Here is a 19,498-nt window from a genome sequence, read left to right as displayed (position 1 = left end):
GTCGGATGCCTAGTGCGCTGCCGCGGTGATCTGGGCGCGGGAGACGCGCTTGCGGAAGATCCAGTAGGTCCAGGCCTGGTAGGCGAAGACCAGCGGCACGAAGATCAGCGCGACCCAGCTCATCACGCTCAGCGTGTACGACCCGGACGAGGCGTTGTACACGTTCAGGCTGTTCGCGACGTCGTTCGAAGCGGGCATCACGTCGGGGAAGATCGCCGTGAACATCGCGAGCACGATCGCGGCGATGGTGACTGCCATCAGGGTGAAGGCGCGTCCCTCCTTGCCCCAGGCGTTGCAGAGCACCGCGAGCACCAGGGCCAGGGCGGCGACCACGGAGAGCACCAGCGAGGCCGGGGTGGCGCGGACGAAGGCCATCGACACCAGGAACGTGGCGCCGACGACGATCGTGACGATGCCGGCCCGGGTCGCCAGGCGCTTGGCGCGTTCGCGGATCTCGCCCTCGGTCTTCAGCGCGACGAAGACGACACCGTGGGTGAAGAACACCAGCAGCGTCGCGGCACCGGTCAGCAGGGCGAACGGGTTGAGCAGGTCGAAGAACGTGCCGGTGTAGTTGTGCCCGGCGTCCATCGGGATGCCACGGACGACGTTGCCGAACGCGACGCCCCACAGGAACGACGGCACGGCGCTGCCGACGATGATCATCAGGTCGAAGCGGCGCTTCCACTCGAGGTGCTTGTTCTGGTGCCGGTACTCGAACGACACCCCTCGGGCGATGAGCGCGGCGAGGATGAGCAACAGCGCGAGGTAGAACCCGGAGAACATCGTGGCGTACCACTCCGGGAACGCCGCGAACAGGCAGGCGCCGGCCACGATGACCCAGGTCTCGTTGAGGTCCCAGACCGGGCCGATGGTGTTGATCAGGACCCGACGGTCGGTGTCGTCCTTGCCGAGGAACGGCAGGGACATGCCGACACCGAAGTCGAATCCGTCGAGGACGAAGTAGCCGACGAAGAAGACGCCGACGATCGCGAACCAGAGAACGGGGAGATCCATCAGGCAGCGTCCATTTCTAGTAGACCGTCACTTCGTGCTTGACCTCGCCGGTCTCCTCGTCGACCTCGTCCGGGTCGGCGGGGCCTTCTTGCGCGACCTTCTTGATGAGCTTGAACTCGACGACGGCCAGCGTGCCGTAGATCGCGGTGAAGACCAGCAGCGAGATGAGGACCTCGAGTCCGGTCACGTTCGGGGAGACGCCGTCCTTCGTCCGGAGCAGCCCGAACACGAGCCACGGCTGGCGGCCCATCTCCGTGAAGACCCAGCCGACGATCATCGCGGCCATCGGCAGCGGCGCCGTCCAGGTGGCGATGCGCCACACCCAGCGCTGCGTCGGGAACCGGCCCTTGCGGGTCAGCCAGAGTCCGACGAGCGAGACCATGACCGCACCGACGCCCAGGGCGATCATCCAGCGGAACGACCAGTAGGTGACCCAGATGATCGGCTTGTAGTCGCCGGGGCCGTAGACCTGGGTGTATTGCGCCTGCAGGTCGTTGATGCCCTCGACCGTGCCGTTGAACGTGTGCGTCGACAGGAACGACAGCAGGTACGGCACCCGGATCGAGAACAGCTCGTGGACGCCGTCGGGGGTGCCCAGCGTGAAGATCGAGAACGATGCGTCCTTGCCGGTGGCCGTGTTGTACAGCGCCTCGGCCGACGCCATCTTCATCGGCTGCGTGTCGACCATGGTCAGACCGAGCTGGTCGCCGGTCAGGACGGTGAGCGCCCCGGCCGCGAGCATGGTCCACATGCCGAACTTCAGCGCCGGCATCATCGTCTCGAGGTTCTGGTTGCGGGCCAGGTGGTAGGCAGCGACCGAGATGATGACCGCCGCGGCGACCATGAAGCAGGCGAAGAGCGTGTGCGGGAACGCGGCCAGCGCGACCTTGTTGCCGAGCACCGCCCAGATGTCGGTGAGCTCGGCGCGCCCCTTGGCCTCGTTCATCGCGAAGCCGACCGGGTGCTGCATGAACGCGTTCGCCGCGATGATGAAGTACGCCGACATGATCGTGCCCGCGCTGACGCACCAGATGCTGGCCAGGTGCAGGGCCTTCGGCAGGCGGTCCCAACCGAAGATCCAGATGCCGATGAACGCCGCCTCGAAGAAGAACGCCAGGATGCCCTCGAGCGCGAGCGGTGCGCCGAAGACGTCACCGACGAAGCGCGAGTAGTTCGACCAGTTCATGCCGAACTGGAACTCCTGCACGATGCCCGTCACGACGCCCATGGCGAAGTTGATGAGGAAGATCCGCCCGAAGAACCGCGTGAGCTGCAGGTAGTGCGCACGGCCGGTGCGGTACCAGGCGGTCTGGAACACGGCCACCACGGCCGCCATGCCGATCGTCAACGGGACGAAGAGGAAGTGGTAGATGGTCGTCAGACCGAACTGCCACCGCGACAAGAGGAGCGGATCGAGGAGGTCGTTCATGCGGCGTTTCCGAGACGGGTGGCCGCGCGCTGTTCGTGCACGTCAGTTGCTTCCTGTGGAACGGATACATCAGGTGTCACAGCCCTTGGGACACCCCAACGCTATCGCGACGTCCGTCGATTCGACAACTTGTAGAACCCTCGCGTGCACAAACGTGCAAAGCCCCTGCACGGCACAACCGTGCGGCACGGATGTTCGCTTCGCCCGGTCCGGAAACGACGACAGGCGCCGGGTGGACACCCGACGCCTGTCGCTTCGTTCGTGGAGCTGTGGCTACAGCAGACCCTCGGCCTTGAGCCAGTCCTCGGCGATGGTGGACGCCTTCTCCTTGTCGGCCGTGCTCTTGGTGTTGAGCTCGATCAGGGCATCCGTCGTGAGCTTCTCGTTGACCGAGTCGATCGCGTCGGCAGCCTTCTCGTTGACCTTCTTCGAGACGACCGGCACCACGTTCTGCGGCAGGATCAGGTTCTCCGGGTCCTTCAGCGTGACGAAGCCGTTCGCCTTGATGCTCGGGTCGGCCGTGTAGATGTCAGCCAGCTGGACGGTGTCGTCCTTGAGCGCCTTGACGGTCAGGGCGCCGCCGCCGTCCTCGATCGCCTTGAAGTCGACGTCGACGCCGTAGACCGACTTGAGCCCCTTCGGCCCGTACGGCCGCGTCTGGTTCTCGGAGTTGGCACCCACGGTGAGCTTCTCGTCGACGTTCTTCAGGTCGGCCAGGCTCGTGACGTCGTTGTCCTCGGAGAACTTCTTCGTGACGGTGTAGCTGTCCTGGTCGGTCGCCTCGGCTTCGTCGAGGACGCGGAGGCCCTTCGGCAGGGCCTTGTCGAGTCCGTCGTCGATCTGGTCGGCGGTCTTCGCGTCGGAGTCCTTGTCGAAGTACTGCAGCAGGTTGCCGCTGTACTCGGGCATGACGTCGATGGCGCCCTTCTCGAGCTGCGGGATGTAGACCTCACGCTGCCCGATGTTGAAGTTGCGCTTGACCTCGAAGCCGTCCTTCTCGAGGACCTGGGCGTAGAGCTCGGCGATGATCTCGTTCGAGTAGTACTGCTGCGAGCCGACGACGATGGTCTTCGAGTCGGACGAGTTGCTGGAGCCGCTGTCGAGCGGGTCGCTCGACGCGCAGCCGGCGAGGGCGGCGACGACGCCCACCGCCATCGCGGCGGCGACTCCGGCGCGGATCTTGGGTGCTGTGATCACGAGGGATTTCCTTCCGGGAGTGGATTGCGGGCTCGCTCTCGCGACCCCTGACGCTGTCGGGCCGACGGGTCCGCGGTGCCCTTCGGCACCGCCGCCCGCTGCAGCACGGCGAACACGATCTCGAACGCGATCGCGAGGGCGATCACGAGGATGGAGGCGCCGAGCATCTCGGCGTAGTCCTGGGTCTTCAGGCCGAGGAAGAAGTAGCCGCCGAGGCCACCGGCCCCGACGTACGCGGCGAGCGTGGCGGTCGCGACGACCTGCAGCACCGCTGCGCGGATCCCACCGATCAGGAGCGGGAGCCCGAGTGGGATCTCGACCTTCCACAGGATCTGCCACCCGGTCATGCCCTGGGCCTTCGCGGCGTCGACGACACCGGGGTCGACGGACTCGATGCCGGAGTAGGCACCGGCGAGCACCGACGGGATCGCCAGGATGACGAGCGCGAGCAAGGGTGCCTGCAGCCCGATGCCGAGCAGCAGGCCGAATAGCGAGAGCACACCGAGCGTCGGGAGCGCACGCACCCCGCCGGAGACGGCGATCGAGACGCCGCGTGCTCGGCGGGTGTGCCCGATCGCGTAGCCGACCGGCACCGCGATGACCGCCGCGATGAGCACCGCGAGCAGGGTGATCCACACGTGCTCCCACACGCGCGTGGGGATGCCGTTGTAGCCGCCGTAGTTCGTGGGGTCGAACACCCACGCGAAGGCCTGTCCGATGATCACGAGGAGACCTCCGCTGCTTGCAGGACCCGACGGGACTGACGACGCGACACCGAGCTCGTGCGGGTCCACGGCATCACCAGTCGCCCGAGCAGCACCAGCAGGCCGTCGATGGCGAACGCGAGCACGAGCACCATGACGATGCCGGAGAGGATCTCTTCGTAGATCCCGCGCCCCAGGCCGTCGGTGAAGAGCAGGCCGAGGCTCGGGATCCCGAGGACCGCGCCGACCGTGGTCAGCGAGATCGTGGAGACCGCGACGACCCGGAGCCCGGCCAGCAGCACCGGACCGGCGAGCGGGAGTTCCACCCGGAAGAAGCGCTGCGCCGGCGAGTAGCCCATGGCGGTCGAGGCGGACTTGGTCTCGGCGTCGACCGAGGTCAGCCCGTCGACCGTGGACCGCACCATGAGTGCGAGGCCGTACAGGGTCAGGCCGATGACGACGTTGATCGGGCTCTGCAGGCCGGTGCCGATGATGCCCGGCAGCGCCACGAACAGGGCGAGCGACGGGATCGCGTACAGCAGACCGGCGAGGGTCACGATGCTGCTCCCCACCCCGGACGCGAAGCGCGACCCACCGGGCCGCTGCAGTCGGACGACCAGCCACCCGATGGGGATCGACAGCAGGAACGCCACGATGATCGGCGGGATCGCGATCGCGAGGTGGGAGACCGTGTTGTCCCAGATCGTGTCGAGGTTCGCCAGCACCCACTTCACCGGGTGCCCCCACCCTGCGCCGGAGCACCCGGTGCGTCGTGCGACGCTCCGGCCTCTGCTGCTCGGGTGTCGGACTGGGGCACGGCCTGGGCGGCGTCGACGACCCCGACGGGGCCCGTCAGCACACCGGCTGCACGCCCTTCGCCGTCGACGACGATCGGACCGGTCGGGGTCTGCTCGACCCGCAGCGCACGGCGCCCGCGGCCTGCGCCGATGAACGTCGCGACGAAGTCGTCAGCGGGTGCGGCGAGGATCTCGGCCGGCGTCCCCTGCTGGGCGATCTCGCCGCCCTTCTTGAGGATGACGACCTGGTCGCCGAGCTTGAACGCCTCGTCGATGTCGTGCGTCACGAACACGACGGTCTTGCCGAGCTCGCGCTGCAGCCTAATGAGTTCGTCCTGCAGGTCGTTGCGCACCAGGGGGTCGACGGCCCCGAACGGCTCGTCCATGAGCAGGATGTTCGGGTCGACGGCGAGCCCGCGGGCGACCCCGACGCGCTGCTGCTGGCCGCCGGAGAGCTGCGACGGGTAGCGGTCGGCGAACGCGCGGTCGAGTCCGACGGTGTCCATGAGTTCGAGGGCACGCTTGCGGGCATCGGCCTTGGAGACGCCGGTCAGCAGCGGGACCGTCGCGATGTTGTCGACGACCTTGCGGTGCGGCAGCAGTCCGGAGTTCTGCATGACGTACCCGATGTGGCGACGGAGCTCGACGGGGTTGATCCCGGCGACGTCCGACCCGTCGATCTCGACGGTGCCGGAGGTGGGGTCGACCATGCGGTTGATCATGCGGAGCAGCGTGGTCTTGCCGCAGCCGCTGGATCCGACGAAGACGGTGGTGGTCCGGGACGGGATGACCAGATCGAAGTGCTCGACCGCAGTCGTGCCGTCCGGGTAGGTCTTGCGCACCGAGCGGAACTCGATCATGGGGTGCCCTTCTGTTCGGAGGTAGCCCGACTTCGGATGAGAGTACCCGGGGGTGCCGACATCGGTTCGGTCGCGACGCCGCGTGACGGGTTCCGGACGACCGGGCGATCGTGGGACCACCACCGGTTCAGCGCGATGTGTCGGGGGACGACGACGCCCGCGCCTCCTGTTCGGAGGACACGGGCGGGTCGGTTCGGTCACCGGCGTGTCGCGCCGGTTCGACGGGGTCGTCAGGAGGCGGCGATCACCGATTCGAGGTGGGCGCGGTTCATCCGGCGGTACTCCTCGATCAGCTCGGTGTCGGGGTGCTCACGGTCGCGGTGTGCCCGCGCCAGCACCGCGTGACCGGACTCGGCGAGGACGACCCAGGCACGGGTGACGTGCTCGTCGTCCGGCAGACCGAAACGGTCGCGCATGATCTGGCCCACGGCTGCGCCGAGCGCACCCATGCGGTCTTCCGCGTCACCGGTCCCGGTGTCCGCCGGGTCGCCGAACCGGATCGCCCGGAAGCCGGGCTCGGTGCGGTACATCTCGGCGGTCAGGTCGATGAGCGCGTCGTTGGCGTCCTGCCAGGTCTCGGCGCCGCTGGCGTCGAGCGCCTCGACGAAGCGGGCGGCGAGCCGCTGGGTGCAGCGGATCGCGAGCGCCTCGACCACGGCGATGCGGTCCGGGAAGTACCGGTAGACGGTGCCGATCGACGCCCCCGCGCGCTCGGCCACCATGGCGGTCGTGAGCCGCTCGAACCCGATCTCGTCGATCACCGCGGCAGCGGCGTCGAGGAGGCCGGCGAGGCGCGCCGAACTGCGGGCTTGGACCGGCTCGTTCCTGAGCAGTGATGATCCCCCCGGCAGAGCGTTCGTTACCTCGGTGACGAGCACGTGTTCTCCTCTTGCGCTCCAGCGCGGTTCGTTGGCGTGACGGGGACAACTTTCGCAGAACGGACCTGGAACGTGGCTGCGACTCACCAGTTGCGACGCACCAGTTCTGTCCAGCGCGCGGGTTTCGTCAGCCGCCCGTGGGAGGATGACGCCATGCCCGACCCGACGCCCCACGAGCCGTCGTTGGCCGAGCCGCTCCTGCACCGCGCGGCCCGCATCGAGGACGCCGTCCAGGAGTTCCGCGAGCACCGTGCACGCCGCCGCGGCCTGGTCCCCACGGTGGTCCCGTACACCGGCTACGGCGCACCCGGATGGGTCCGCATCCTCTGCCGCGTGCTGCTGACGCGCCGCGGTCTCGCCTCCGACGTCTCCTACGCCGGCGTCCGCGGCTGGAAGAGCTTCACGAGCGTCGCCGTCGACCACGCCGAGGTCACCGTCACCGCCGGCGGGGTCTCGCACGTGGTGCAGACCGACCGTGGCGGCGTCGTCGACACCATCGTCCCGATCGACCTCGAGCCCGGCTGGCGCACGGTGCGACTCTCGGCGGGTGGCGGGCGTGACGTCGAGGCCGACGTGTTCGTGGTGCACCCGGACACCCGCTTCGGGCTGCTGTCCGACATCGACGACACCGTGATGGTCACCTCGCTCCCCCGCCCCATGCTGGCCGCCTGGAACTCCTTCGTGCTCACCGAGCACGCCCGCCGCCCGGTACCCGGCATGTCCGTGCTCTACGAGCGGATCCTGGCGCAGCACCCCGGTTCGCCGACCGTGTACCTGTCGACCGGGGCGTGGAACGTCGCGCCGACGCTGCAGCGCTTCCTGTCGCGCAACATGTACCCGTCCGGCACGCTGCTGCTCACCGACTGGGGCCCCACCCACGACCGGTTCTTCCGCAGCGGCCAGCTGCACAAGCAGCAGAACCTGCGGCGGCTCGCCCAGGACTTCCCGGACATCCGCTGGCTCCTGGTCGGCGACGACGGGCAACACGACGAGAGCCTCTACGGCGACTTCTCGCGGGAGCACCCGGACAACGTCGCGGGCGTCGCCATCCGGCAGCTGTCCACGAGCGAAGCGGTCCTGGCCGGTGGTCGTTCGCGGGCGCAGGAACGCTCCCGCGACTCCTCGGCGCCGTGGGTCTACGCCCCGGACGGCGCCGGGCTCTGGAGCGAGCTCGCGCGCATCGGCATCATCGATTCCGACGCCTCCGAACCGGCCTGAGCGACCCCTCACAACGGTCTCGGCCAGGGCCACCCGTCGCGGACCGCGGCGCACGGCCAGCGGGTGTTCGATCGGTCCATGAGCACCGAGCCGGAAGCACCGCCCACCCCGCCGAACCGCATCGAGGACCACGCCCTGATCGGCGACACCGGGACCGCTGCCCTGGTCGGCCGGGACGGCACGATCGACTGGGCCTGCCTGCCGCGCTTCGACAGCTCGTCCACGTTCGCCTCGCTGCTCGGCACCGAGGACCACGGACACTGGACCCTGCGCCCCGTCGACGGTGACGCCACCGCGCGGTGGCGGTACCGCGGGGACACGCTCGTGCTCTCCACCGTCTGGACCACCCGTGACGGCGTGGTCGAGGTCACCGAGTTCATGCCCGTCGGGGCGCACCGGCCGTCGATCGTGCGCCGCGTCCGCGGCCTCCGCGGCACCGTCGAGATGCGCCAGACCCTGCGCATCCGGTTCGACTACTCACGCGCCCTGCCGTGGATCCGGCAGATCGGGGACGACGACGAACCGGCGCTCCTCGCGACGGCCGGCCCCGGCTCGGTGATCGTGCGCGGGCCGCGGTTCCGTGCCGACGACCACCGGCACACCGCCGTCACGACGATCCACGACGGCGAGGTGCTCGACACCGTGCTCACCTGGTACCCGTCGCACCGCGAACCGCCGGAACCCCTCGACGTCGACGCGGCCCTCGCCCACACCCTGTCGTGGTGGACGGGATGGACCGCGCCCGCACAGACCACCGGCCGGTACGCGGCCGCCACCCGCCGGTCGCTGGTGTTCCTCCGCGCGATGACCCACGGTGAGACCGGTGGCGTCGTCGCCGCCGCGACCACGGGCCTGCCCGAGGACCCCGGCGGCGAACGCAACTGGGACTACCGCTACGTGTGGCTCCGCGACGCGTCCCTCGCGCTCGCCTCGCTCATCGCCCACGGGTACCGGGACGAGGCCACGCACTGGCGGGGCTGGCTGTTGCGGGCCATCGCGGGCGACCCCGCGGACGTGCAGATCATGTACGGGATCGCCGGCGAACGCGAACTGCCCGAACGCGAGATCCCCGAGTTGCCCGGGTACCTCGGGTCGACCCCGGTCCGCATCGGCAACGGTGCCTCGACGCAGCACCAGGGCGACGTCTTCGGCGAGGTCCTGTCCGCGCTGCACGACGCCCGCGAGCTCGGGGTCGAGGAGAACGCCGACTCGTGGGCGCTGCAGCGGGCCCTGCTCGGCTACGTCGAGGAGCACTGGCAGGAGCCGGACAACGGCATCTGGGAGATGCGCGGTCCGCGCCGCAGCTTCACGCACTCACGGGTGATGATCTGGGCCGCCTTCGACCGTGGGGTCGCCGCGGTCGAGGAGTTCGGCCTCGAGGGTCCCGTCGACCGCTGGCGGACGTTGCGCGACACGGTCCGCGCCGAGATCGAGGAGCACGGCTGGAACGCCGAGCGCGGATCGTTCCGCCAGCACTACGACACCGACGAGGTCGACGCCAGCCTGCTCGTCCTGCCGCAGGTCGGCTTCTGCCGCGCCGACGACCCCCGGATGACCGGCACGGTGCGCGCGATCGAGGAGGACCTGCGGGTCGGGGACGACGGCCTCGTGCTCCGCTACCGCACGACCGCGGGCTTCGACGGCCTGTCGGGCGCTGAGCACCCGTTCCTGGCGTGCTCGTTCTGGCTGGTGGAGCAGTACGCCGCCTCGGGCCGCGTGGACGACGCCGAGCGCCTGATGGACGTGCTGGTCGGGTACGCGAACGACGTCGGCATGCTCTCCGAGGAGATCGACGTCGCCACGGGCCACCACATCGGCAACACCCCGCAGGTGCTGTCGCACCTCACCCTGGTGTCGGCGGCCGACGCCATCGAGCGCGCCCGGGGAGCCGCCGTCGGACACCGCACACGGTTGTCCGTGCACGACGGGGGCACCCGCTCGTGGACCGGCGAGGGTGAGCGAGCCGGCTCCCCCGCGTGACGCCTCGCTCCACCCCGCGAACACGCCGTCGTCGTCGCACCACGCCTCGACAACGTCGAGACGCCGCCGGATCTGGCGGCGTCTCGCCGACACGACGGCGTCTCGCGGTGCTCTGCACGCGACCCACAGACGGACGGGAGGCCCGGTGCCAGCTGGCACCGGGCCTCCCGTCCGTCAGGGCGTCCGTTCAGGACGTCGAGAACGAGTCCGTCAGGACGACGACTCCCAGTCCGCCGGGCCGCGCGAACCGGCGCGGTACTCCTCGAGCGGGACCTCGTCGGCCTTCCAGGCGGCGACGACCGGCTCGACGATCTCCCAGCAGCGCTCGGCCACGTCGCCGCGGATCGAGAGCAGCGGGTCGTCGTGGAAGATGCCGTTCAGGACCTCGCCGTACGGGGTGAGCTCGCCGTCGCTGAACGACGACGACAGGGTGACCTGCCCCATCTCGAACGGGTTGCCGCCACCGTTGGCCGACACCGTCAGCTCGATCTCGTCCGGGTTCAGGACGATGCGGAGCGTGTCGGTCTTCGGGCGACCACTCAGGCCGGAGGGCAGGCGCGTGACCGGCTTGAAGGTGATCAGCACCTCCTTGCGGCTGGCGCCGAGGGCCTTGCCGGAGCGCAGCGTGAAGGGGACGCCGGCCCAGCGGGCGGTGTCGACCTCGACCGAGATCTCGGCGAGGGTCTCCGTCTGGCGCGACGGGTCGACGCCGTCCTCTTCCTGGTACGAGGGCAGTTCCTTGCCGTCGATGGTGCCGGCCGTGTAGACCGCACGGCGGGACGCGATCTTCGCGTCGTCGCCCTTCAGACGCGTGGAGCGCAGGACCCGGGCGAGCGACGAGCGGAACTCGACCGCGTCGATCGCGGACGGGGCGTCCATCGTGACCAGGCCGAGGATCTGCAGCAGGTGCGACTGGATCATGTCGACCATCGCGCCGGCCTCGTCGTAGTACTGGGCGCGGTTCTCGAGACCGAGGGTCTCGTCGTAGAAGACGTCGACCTTCTCGATGTTCTCGGCGTTCCAGATCGGCTCGAACAGGCGGTTCGCGAAGCGCAGACCGATGATGTTCAGCACCGTGGTGCGGCCGAGGAAGTGGTCGGTGCGGTGCACGCGGTCCTCGGGGACGAGCTTGAGCACCGTCTCGTTGAGGGCCTGGGCACTCGCGACGTCGGTGCCGAAGGGCTTCTCGAAGGCCAGGGTCGTGCCCTCGGGGAGCTCGACGTGCTGGAGCGCCTCGCAGATGTCGGAGGCGATCTGCGGCGGGAGCGCGAAGTACAGGATCGGCTCGGAGTCGGCCGCGGCCAACAGCGCCTCGAGGTGCTTCGGGTCGGTGGGGTCGCCCTGGATGAACTGCGTCGACTCGATGGTCGCGTCGACCTCCGGCCCCTTGACGTCCTGCGACGCGAAGGACTGCGTGACGATGTCCTTCCACTTCTCGGGGCTGCGCTCGCTGCGGCCCGTGCCGATCAGCTGCACGGGGACGGCACGGCCGCTCTGCAGGAACGTGCCGAGGCCCGGCAGGAGCAGGCGGGAGGCGAGGTCGCCCGTCGCGCCGAAGATGATGAGGGTGCGCTTGTCGGTCACCTGAGGTGACTCCTTTCGCTGTGGTGGGAGGTCCGCTCCAGTCAAGTCGCGGGCGGGCCCGTTTGTTCCGGATCCGAACCGGAGATCTGTGCCCGGACGCACTTCGGGCGGCACCGTTCTGGTGCCGCCCGAAGTGTCAGGTGCGCTGCAGCGCCGAGTCAGTGCCCGAAGTTGCCGCGGTAGTACTCGTAGACCCAGCCGACCAGGGTGATCGCCACGAGGACCAGACCGATCGGGACGATCCAGAGGCCGGCTGCCACGCCGAGGAAGCACACGGCGACCGCGGCGGCCAGCAGGATGGGCCACCAAGACCAGGGGCTGAAGTGCCCGAGTTCGGCGTCGCCGTCCTCGATGTTTGCGTCCGGGCGGTCCTCGGGCAGGACGCCGCCCTGGGACGACATCACCTTGCCGAGGTAGAAGGCGATGAACGCCGACATGATGCCCGTCAGGCCGATCGCAACGGTGCCGACCCACTCCGGGTGACCGTAGTAGAGCATCGCCCAGATCGTGTACGCGGCGTCCGCGAGGATGAAGAACCCGAAGAGGATCCAGAACAGGTTGGTGTTCGCGCGCATGGCGTTACTTCACCTCGCCCTTCGCGGCGTCGTAGGTCGGGGCATCGGGGGCGTCCTTCGCGGGACCGACACCGATCGGCACACCGGCCTCGGGGTGGTTCAGGTCGAACGCCGGGGACTCCGAACGGATGCGCGGGATCGACGTGAAGTTGTGGCGCGGCGGCGGGCAGGAGGTCGCCCACTCGAGCGAGCGGCCGTAGCCCCACGGGTCGTTCACGGCGACCTTCGGTGCGTTCCGAGCGGTCACGTAGACGTTGAAGATGAACGGCAGGAACGAGATCGCGAGGATCATCGAGCCGATCGTCGACAGCTGGTTCATCCACGTGAAGCCGTCGTTCGGCAGGTAGGTCGCGTACCGACGCGGCATGCCGATGACGCCCAGCCAGTGCTGGATGAGGAACGTGGTGTGGAACCCGATGAACAGGAGCCAGAAGTGGATCTTGCCGAGACGCTCGTTGAGCATCTTGCCGGTCCACTTCGGCCACCAGAAGTAGAAGCCGGAGAACATCGCGAACACGACGGTGCCGAAGACCACGTAGTGGAAGTGCGCGACGACGAAGTACGAGTCGGACACATGGAAGTCGAGCGGCGGCGACGCCAGGATGACACCGGTCAGACCACCGAACGTGAAGGTGATCAGGAACCCGAGGGCCCAGAGCAGCGGGGTCTCGAACGTGACCGAACCGCGCCACATCGTGCCGACCCAGTTGAAGATCTTCACGCCGGTCGGGACCGCGATGAGCATCGTCATGAGCGAGAACCACGGGAGCAAGACGCCACCGGTGACGTACATGTGGTGTGCCCACACCGTGACCGACAGGGCCGCGATCGAGATGGTCGCGTACACCAGGGTCTTGTAGCCGAAGATCGGCTTGCGGCTGAACACCGGGAAGACCTCGGACACGATGCCGAAGAACGGCAGCGCGATGATGTACACCTCGGGGTGCCCGAAGAACCAGAACAGGTGCTGCCAGAGCAGGGCCCCGCCGTTGGCCGGGTTGAAGATCTGGGCGTTGAACACACGGTCGAGACCGAGGCCGAAGAGCGCCGTCGCGAGGACCGGGAAGGCCATCAGGACGAGGAGCGCGGTCACGAGGGTGTTCCACGTGAAGATCGACATGCGGAACATGGTCAGACCCGGGGCACGCATCGTGATGATCGTGGTGATGAAGTTCACCGCACCGAGGATCGTCGAGAAGCCGGTCATGCCCAGGCCGAAGACCCAGAGTGTCCCGCCGAGCCCTGGTGTGAACGTCGTGTCACTCAGTGGCGCGTAGGCGAACCAGCCGAACGAGGCAGCGCCCTGCGGGGTGAGGAAGCCACCGACCGCGATGAGCGAACCGAACAGGTAGAGCCAGAAGGCGAACCCGTTGAGTCGCGGGAAGGCGACGTCGGGCGCACCGATCTGGAGCGGCATGATCGCGTTCGCGAAGCCCGAGAACAGCGGCGTCGCGAACATCAGCAGCATGATCGTGCCGTGCATCGTGAACAGCTGGTTGTACTGCTCCTTCGTCGCGACCACGTGCAGGCCGGGTTCGAAGAGCTGGGCACGGATCACGAGGGCCATCACACCTGCGAGCAGGAAGAAGACGAACGACGCGATCAGGTACATGTACCCGATGGTCTTGTGGTCGGTGGAGGTGATCCACCGGACGACGATGTTGCCCTTCCGGCCCACCTTCGACGCCTGGAAGTCCGGCGAAGCGGTCTGGGTCGGTTGGCCGACGAGTGACGTTGTCATCTGACGAGCCCCTACTTGTTCTCGCTGGACGCCTCGACCGGCGCCTTGTTGTTCGGTTCGTTGGTGTTGGTGTTGTACTCGTTGCCGAGCAGGCCGACCTTGCCCTGGTCCTTCAGGGTGCCGAGGTACGCCTCGTACTGGGCCGGCGTGACGACCTTCACCTGGAAGAGCATCAGCGAGTGGTACTCACCGCAGAGCTCCGCGCACTTGCCCTGGTACGTGCCGAGCTTCTCCGGGATGAAGTACTCCCAGTTGGTCTTGCCCGGGAGCATGTCCTTCTTGTACAGGAAGTCGATGACCCAGAAGGAGTGGTCGACGTCGCGCGACGAGAGCTCGATCGCGACCTTCTTGCCCTTGGGCAGGTAGAGGGTCGGCAGCTGCGACTCGTCGATCGCCCCCTTGGCGTTCTCTTCTTCCTGGGCCTGGATGCCCTGGTAGTAGACGCTCTCTTCGGGGTTGTCCTTGTTGATGTAGTTGAAGTCCCACGCCCAGCGCTTGCCGTACACGTGCACGGTGGCGTCGGGGTCGGCGAAGGGCTTCTCGATCGCGGCCTGGTCCTTCGCGGTGAAGGCGAAGAAGCCGAGCACCAGGATCAGCGGCACGATCGTGTAGAAGATCTCGAGCGGCATGTTGTACCGCATCTGCACGGGCAGGCCGGTCTGGCCCTTCCGGCGGCGGTAGACGATCGCGGCCCAGATGATCAGGCCCCACACGATCAGACCGACGGCGAGGAGCACGACCCAGCTGGTGGTCCACAGGCCGACGATGCGGCTCGTGTGGTTCGTGACGTTCTTCGTCTCCTCCGTGCCGGGGAGCCATCCGTTCATCTGCTGCTGCGTGCAGCCAGCCAGTGCGATGACCAGACCGACGGCCACCGGGACGGCCGCCCAACGTATACGGCGATTCGAACGCACTGTTACCTCTCGCAAAAGACGTGAGCTTCGGAAGGTCAGCCCGTCGTGTCCGACGGCGAGCCGCACGAAGGCGGCGCTTGGCTGGCTCCCAGCTTGATTGGAACACTCCTAGCTTACTCGCAGCTCGCCACCGCTCGCGCACACACGCCACGGTTCTGGCCTCGATCCGCACGTCGGCGGGCACGATTCCCCCCGGTTCCGCCGCGCCCCGGCGCGCCACGTCCGGTCACACGAACGCGAGCGGGGAGCGACCGTTCCGGTCGCTCCCCGCTCGCGTGTCGGATCGCTGGCGATCAGTGGAAGCTGTCACCGCAGGCGCAGCTGCCCTGCGCGTTCGGGTTGTCGATCGTGAAGCCCTGCTTCTGGATCGTGTCCTCGAAGTCGATCGTCGCGCCGTCGAGGTACGGGACGCTCATCTTGTCGACGACGACCTCGACCCCGTCGAACTCGGCGGTGACGTCACCGTCGAGCATGCGCTCGTCGAAGTACAGCTGGTAGATCAGGCCCGAGCAGCCACCGGGCTGGACGGCGAGGCGCAGGCGCAGGTCGTCGCGGCCCTCTTGTTCGAGCAGGCTCGCCACCTTGCCGGCAGCGGCGTCGCTCAGGAGGACGCCGTGCGACGGGGTCTCGGTCGCCGGTGCTTCGGTGATGGTGTCGCTCATCGCGCGTCTCCCTCCGGGCGGTGCTGGTCACCGCGCCTGGCCTCGATTGTAAGCACCCTCAGCTGCGCGTCGCGAGCCTGGCGAGCAGGATCGTCTCCGACGCGATGGCACGGTGCAGGACGCCGAGGTGCTGCGACTCGTTCGGGCTGTGCGCGCGGGTGTCCGGGTCCTCGACGCCGGTGACCAGGATCTGCGCCTCCGGGAACTCCGCAGCCAGGTCCGACACGAACGGGATCGACCCGCCGATGCCCTGCTCGACCGCCTCGGCACCCCAGCCCTCGCGCATGGCCCTGCGGGCCTCCTGCACGGCCCAGCCGGCGGTGTCGACGAGGAATCCGTCGCCGCTGTCCGGCTCGGTGACCTCCATCCGTGCGCCGAACGGGACGTGCTCGCGCAGGTGCCGTTCGACGGCAGCGGCGGCCTCGCGGGCGTCCTGGCCGGGGGCGACGCGGACCGAGACCCGCGCCGAGACCGTGGGCAGCAGGGTGTTCGAGGCGTTCGCGACGCTCGGCACGTCCATGCCCGTCACCGTGATCGACGGCTGGAACCACATGCGGGACAGCACGGCGCCGGTGCCGATCGGGCGCACACCGGGAACGAGTGCGGCGTCGACGGCGAGTTCGTCCTCGGTGCGCTCCGGCACGTCGGCTTCGTACGAGGCCAGCCCCTCGACGGCGACCGACCCGTCGGCGTCGTGCAGCGAGGCGAGCAGCCGCACCATCGGGATCATCGCGTCCGGGGCCGCTCCCCCGAACATGCCGCTGTGGCTGGCGTGCTCGAGCGTGGTCAGGGTGAGCTTGAAGGTGACGTTGCCGCGCAGCGACACCGTGATCGACGGCACCTCGGTCGACCAGTTGTCGCTGTCCGCCACGACGATGACGTCGGCGGCCAGGTGCTCCTTCTGCTCGCGCAGGAAGGTGCGGAACGAGCGGGAGCCGAACTCCTCCTCGCCCTCGACGAACAGCACGATCCCGAGGTCGAGGTCGTCGCCGAACTGGGCGTGCACCGCGCGGAGCGAGGCGATGTGGGTCATCACGCCGGCTTTGTCGTCCGAGGCGCCGCGACCGTATAGGCGGTCACCGCGGAGCGTCGGCTCGAACGGCGGGGTCTCCCACAGGGCCTCGTCGCCCTGCGGCTGCACGTCGTGGTGGGCGTAGAGCATCACCGTCGGCTTGCCGTTCCGCGCCGGGCGCACCGCGAGCACCGCCGGCTGGCCGAGCTCGGTCTCGGCGTCCGCCTCGGCGACGTCGGCGGTCGAGCCGGACACTGCCGACCGCACGATCCGGACGTCGTCCGGGCCGAAGACCCCGGTCGACCGCGCCAGGTCCGCGACGGCCTCGGCACTCGCGCGCACGTTCGACGGGTCGAAGGCCGACCAGGAGACCGACGGCAGGCGTACCAGGGCGGACAGGTCGGCGATCGTCGTGGGCAGGGCCCCCTGGACGTGTTCGCGCAGGGCGTCGAGGAGCGCGGGGTCGGTCGCGGGGCTGTGCTGTTGGCTGTCGGTCATGCCCGGTAATCTAGAGGAGATCCCGCACGCACACCGCCGTTAGGAACGCACCGTGGCGAAGGCAGCCCCCAAGACCAACACGACCGTCAACCCGACCGAGGCCGAGCTCCTCGAGCAGGGCAAGGGCCGCCCGACGCCGTCCCGCCGCGAGCGAGAGGCAGCGAACCGCCGCCCCCTCGTCGGCAACACGCCGGTCGACAAGAAGGCCGCCCGCGCACGCCTCAACTCCGAGCGCGAGCGCGCACGGGTCGGCATGGCCAACGGCGAGGAGCGCTACCTGCCGGCCAAGGACCGCGGTGAGCAGCGACGCTTCGTCCGCGACTGGATCGACGCCCGCTGGAACGTCGGCGAGGTCATGATGCCCGTGCTCGTGCTGTTCCTCATCGTCGGGTTCGCCGCCGCGCAGACGGTCATCGCGTCCTACTCGCTCCTGCTGGTGTGGGCGTTCGTGGCGCTGTTCGTCATCGACTGCGTGGTGCTCTGGCTGTCGCTCCGCCGCAAGCTCACCACCAAGTTCGGCGAGTTCCAGCGCGGCACGTTCCTCTACATCCTGACGCGGGCGTGGCAGCTGCGGTTCCTGCGGCTACCGAAGCCCCAGGTCCGGCGCGGCGAGTACCCCACGCTCTAGCCACACGCACACGAACGAAGCGCCGCCCGGCCTGCCGGGCGGCGCTTCGTCGTTCCCGCTCCCCTGTTCCCCGCTCCGCATCGGTGATCGAGTGAGCAGAACACGACGGGTCGACTGGCGAGCCACGGCGTGTTCTGCTCACCCGATGGCGCAGGCGCGCCCCAGGACGGACGGGAGGCCCGTGGCGGCGTCGCCACGGGCCTCCCGTCCGGATGGTGGTCGCGACTAGCGCGCCGCGCGACGCAACCGTCGGCGCCGCAGCCGGTTGATGCGCGCTGCCCAGGTCGGCCCCTCGTAGAGGAACGCCGTGTAGCCCTGCACGAGCGTCGCCCCGGCGTCGATGCGGTCCTGCACGTCCTGCTCGGTGGTCACGCCACCGACGGCGATGACGCAGAAGTCCGCCGGCACGGCGGCGCGGACCCGACGCAGGACCTCGAGCGAACGCGCGGCGACCGGCGCACCGGAGAGTCCACCGGCACCCATCGCCTCGACGTCGGACGGGTCGGCCGTCAGTCCCTCGCGCGCGATGGTCGTGTTGTTCGCGATCACGCCCGACAGCCCGAGCTCGACCGCCAGGCCCGCGATCGCGTCGATCTGCTCGTCGGTCAGGTCCGGTGCGATCTTGACGAGCACCGGGGTGCGCCCCGCGCCGTCGCGCACCGCGGAGAGCAGCGGTCGGAGCTGGTCGAGTTCCTGCAGTCCGCGCAGACCGGGCGTGTTCGGCGAGCTGACGTTGACCGCCAGGTAGTCCGCGAACGTCGCCAGGCGGCGGGTGGACTCGAGGTAGTCGTCGATGGCGTCCTCGACCGAGACGACCCGGCTCTTGCCGATGTTCACGCCGATCACGGGCCGGCCCGGGTTGCGGCGGGCGCGCTCGAGACGTCGGGCGGCCGCAGCCGCGCCGTGGTTGTTGAAGCCCATGCGGTTGATCAGGGCGCGGTCGCCGATCAGTCGGAACAGGCGCGGGCGCTCGTTGCCGGGCTGCGGCTTGGCGGTGATGGTGCCGACCTCGACGTGGCCGAAGCCGAGCAGGCCGAGCCCGGCGATGCCGCGGGCGTCCTTGTCGAAGCCCGCCGCCAGGCCGAAGCGCGACGGGAAGTGGATGCCCATCGTGGTGATGCCGTCGGCTGCCGACGGGCGGCAGTACCGCTCGACGACCCCGCTCAGGAACGGCACGCGAGGCAGCCCAGCGATGACGGCGAAGGCCAGGTGGTGGGCGCGTTCCGGGTCCATGTTCGCGAACACGGAGCGGAACACGACGCGGTACCCGCCGCGCACGATCCGTTCGGCGATGCCGCTCACGCGCGTGTGCCGGACGGTGCGGACGAGCCGGCGGCGCTGTCGGCCGTCCCGTGGTGGTCGCGACGGAGCTGGCCGATGGCGTCCTCGAAGTCCTCGAGCGAGTCGAACGCCTGGTAGACGCTCGCGAAGCGCAGGTACGCGACCTCGTCGAGCTCCCGCAGGGGCGCGAGGATCGCGAGGCCGATGTCGTTCGCGTCGATCTGGCTGGACCCGGAGGAGCGCACGGTCTCCTCGACGCGCTGCGCGAGGACGGCCAGGTCGCCGTCGGTGACCGGGCGCCCCTGGCACGCCTTGCGCACACCGGAGACGATCTTGTCGCGGCTGAACGGCTCGGTGACGCCGTTGCGCTTCACGACGTTGAGCGATGCGGTCTCGGTGGTCGAGAACCGTCGACCGCAGTTGGGGCACTGTCGACGGCGGCGGATGGAGGTTCCGTCGTCGCTCGTCCGTGAGTCGACGACGCGGGAGTCCGGGTGGCGGCAGAAGGGGCAGAACATGTCGTTCC

General features: G+C 69.0%; 18 protein-coding genes. 3 read left to right on the top strand and 15 right to left on the bottom strand.

What is annotated here, in order from left to right; translation table 11 throughout:
- Positions 1 to 9: 9 nt before the first annotated feature.
- The 7 genes from cydB to ASF75_RS17505 form a co-directional block, all read right to left on the bottom strand.
- On the bottom strand, positions 10 to 1,014 hold the full coding sequence (gene cydB, locus ASF75_RS00760; protein ID WP_017886655.1) for a cytochrome d ubiquinol oxidase subunit II: 1,005 nt from the start codon (positions 1,012 to 1,014) through the stop codon (positions 10 to 12).
- Positions 1,015 to 1,030: 16 nt separating this feature from the next.
- Positions 1,031 to 2,443 (bottom strand): cytochrome ubiquinol oxidase subunit I, encoded by a 1,413-nt coding sequence (locus ASF75_RS00755; protein ID WP_017886654.1) that lies wholly within the window; start codon positions 2,441 to 2,443, stop codon positions 1,031 to 1,033.
- A 273-nt stretch (positions 2,444 to 2,716) separates the two neighbouring features.
- On the bottom strand, positions 2,717 to 3,640 hold the full coding sequence (locus ASF75_RS00750) for an ABC transporter substrate-binding protein (RefSeq protein ID WP_017886653.1): 924 nt from the start codon (positions 3,638 to 3,640) through the stop codon (positions 2,717 to 2,719).
- Positions 3,637 to 4,365: an ABC transporter permease gene (locus ASF75_RS00745; protein WP_017886652.1), complete on the bottom strand. Its 729-nt coding sequence runs from the start codon at positions 4,363 to 4,365 to the stop codon at positions 3,637 to 3,639. Before ASF75_RS00745 ends, ASF75_RS00750 begins: the two co-directional genes overlap by 4 nt.
- Positions 4,362 to 5,078, bottom strand: coding sequence for an ABC transporter permease (locus ASF75_RS00740; protein ID WP_017886651.1), 717 nt, complete (start codon positions 5,076 to 5,078; stop codon positions 4,362 to 4,364). Before ASF75_RS00740 ends, ASF75_RS00745 begins: the two co-directional genes overlap by 4 nt.
- A complete protein-coding gene (locus tag ASF75_RS00735) occupies positions 5,075 to 6,001 on the bottom strand; it encodes an ABC transporter ATP-binding protein (RefSeq protein ID WP_017886650.1) in 927 nt (308 codons plus the stop codon). Before ASF75_RS00735 ends, ASF75_RS00740 begins: the two co-directional genes overlap by 4 nt.
- A 230-nt stretch (positions 6,002 to 6,231) precedes the next feature.
- A complete protein-coding gene (locus tag ASF75_RS17505) occupies positions 6,232 to 6,879 on the bottom strand; it encodes a TetR/AcrR family transcriptional regulator (protein WP_017886649.1) in 648 nt (215 codons plus the stop codon).
- 153 nt (positions 6,880 to 7,032) lie between these two features.
- Here ASF75_RS17505 and ASF75_RS00725 point away from each other — a divergent pair, with 153 nt between their 5' ends.
- Both ASF75_RS00725 and ASF75_RS00720 read left to right on the top strand, forming a co-directional pair.
- A complete protein-coding gene (locus tag ASF75_RS00725) occupies positions 7,033 to 8,097 on the top strand; it encodes an App1 family protein (RefSeq protein ID WP_042537314.1) in 1,065 nt (354 codons plus the stop codon).
- A gap of 78 nt (positions 8,098 to 8,175) precedes the next feature.
- The gene (locus tag ASF75_RS00720) at positions 8,176 to 10,077 is read left to right on the top strand and encodes a glycoside hydrolase family 15 protein (protein WP_056068272.1); all 1,902 of its coding nucleotides are present in this window, start codon (positions 8,176 to 8,178) and stop codon (positions 10,075 to 10,077) included.
- Positions 10,078 to 10,287: 210 nt separating this feature from the next.
- On the opposite strand, the gene ASF75_RS00715 is transcribed toward ASF75_RS00720, so the two are convergent.
- From ASF75_RS00715 to ASF75_RS00690, 6 genes are all read right to left on the bottom strand, one after another.
- Entirely contained in the window at positions 10,288 to 11,661 is a 1,374-nt protein-coding gene (locus ASF75_RS00715) for a glucose-6-phosphate dehydrogenase (RefSeq protein ID WP_017886646.1), read from the bottom strand.
- Between the two features lie 158 nt (positions 11,662 to 11,819).
- Positions 11,820 to 12,236 (bottom strand): cytochrome c oxidase subunit 4, encoded by a 417-nt coding sequence (locus ASF75_RS00710; protein WP_017886645.1) that lies wholly within the window; start codon positions 12,234 to 12,236, stop codon positions 11,820 to 11,822.
- 4 nt (positions 12,237 to 12,240) lie between these two features.
- Positions 12,241 to 13,977: a cytochrome c oxidase subunit I gene (gene ctaD / locus ASF75_RS00705; RefSeq protein ID WP_017886644.1), complete on the bottom strand. Its 1,737-nt coding sequence runs from the start codon at positions 13,975 to 13,977 to the stop codon at positions 12,241 to 12,243.
- A gap of 11 nt (positions 13,978 to 13,988) precedes the next feature.
- Positions 13,989 to 14,891 carry a cytochrome c oxidase subunit II gene (coxB, locus tag ASF75_RS00700; protein WP_031259441.1) on the bottom strand — a complete coding sequence of 301 codons (903 nt, stop codon included), beginning with the start codon at positions 14,889 to 14,891 and terminating at the stop codon, positions 13,989 to 13,991.
- Positions 14,892 to 15,184: 293 nt separating this feature from the next.
- A complete protein-coding gene (locus ASF75_RS00695) occupies positions 15,185 to 15,553 on the bottom strand; it encodes a HesB/IscA family protein (protein ID WP_017886642.1) in 369 nt (122 codons plus the stop codon).
- A 58-nt stretch (positions 15,554 to 15,611) separates the two neighbouring features.
- Positions 15,612 to 17,063, bottom strand: a complete 1,452-nt coding sequence (locus ASF75_RS00690) for a dipeptidase (RefSeq protein WP_056068270.1) — start codon at positions 17,061 to 17,063, stop codon at positions 15,612 to 15,614.
- A 52-nt stretch (positions 17,064 to 17,115) separates the two neighbouring features.
- On the opposite strand from ASF75_RS00690, the gene ASF75_RS00685 reads away from it, so the two are divergent.
- Positions 17,116 to 17,691 carry a DUF3043 domain-containing protein gene (locus ASF75_RS00685; protein WP_056068268.1) on the top strand — a complete coding sequence of 192 codons (576 nt, stop codon included), beginning with the start codon at positions 17,116 to 17,118 and terminating at the stop codon, positions 17,689 to 17,691.
- A gap of 225 nt (positions 17,692 to 17,916) precedes the next feature.
- On the opposite strand, the gene ASF75_RS00680 is transcribed toward ASF75_RS00685, so the two are convergent.
- Positions 17,917 to 18,993: a quinone-dependent dihydroorotate dehydrogenase gene (locus ASF75_RS00680; RefSeq protein ID WP_082509342.1), complete on the bottom strand. Its 1,077-nt coding sequence runs from the start codon at positions 18,991 to 18,993 to the stop codon at positions 17,917 to 17,919.
- The gene (nrdR, locus tag ASF75_RS00675; protein WP_017886638.1) at positions 18,990 to 19,490 is read right to left on the bottom strand and encodes a transcriptional regulator NrdR; all 501 of its coding nucleotides are present in this window, start codon (positions 19,488 to 19,490) and stop codon (positions 18,990 to 18,992) included. The genes ASF75_RS00680 and nrdR overlap by 4 nt, the downstream gene beginning before the upstream one ends.
- Between the last annotated feature and the right edge of the window lie 8 nt (positions 19,491 to 19,498).

The organism is Curtobacterium sp. Leaf154, assembly GCF_001424595.1.
In the GTDB taxonomy this organism is placed as follows: domain Bacteria; phylum Actinomycetota; class Actinomycetes; order Actinomycetales; family Microbacteriaceae; genus Curtobacterium; species Curtobacterium poinsettiae.
The sequence above is the reverse complement of the archived record's forward strand: the minus strand, read 5'-3'. Positions and strand labels throughout refer to the sequence as shown.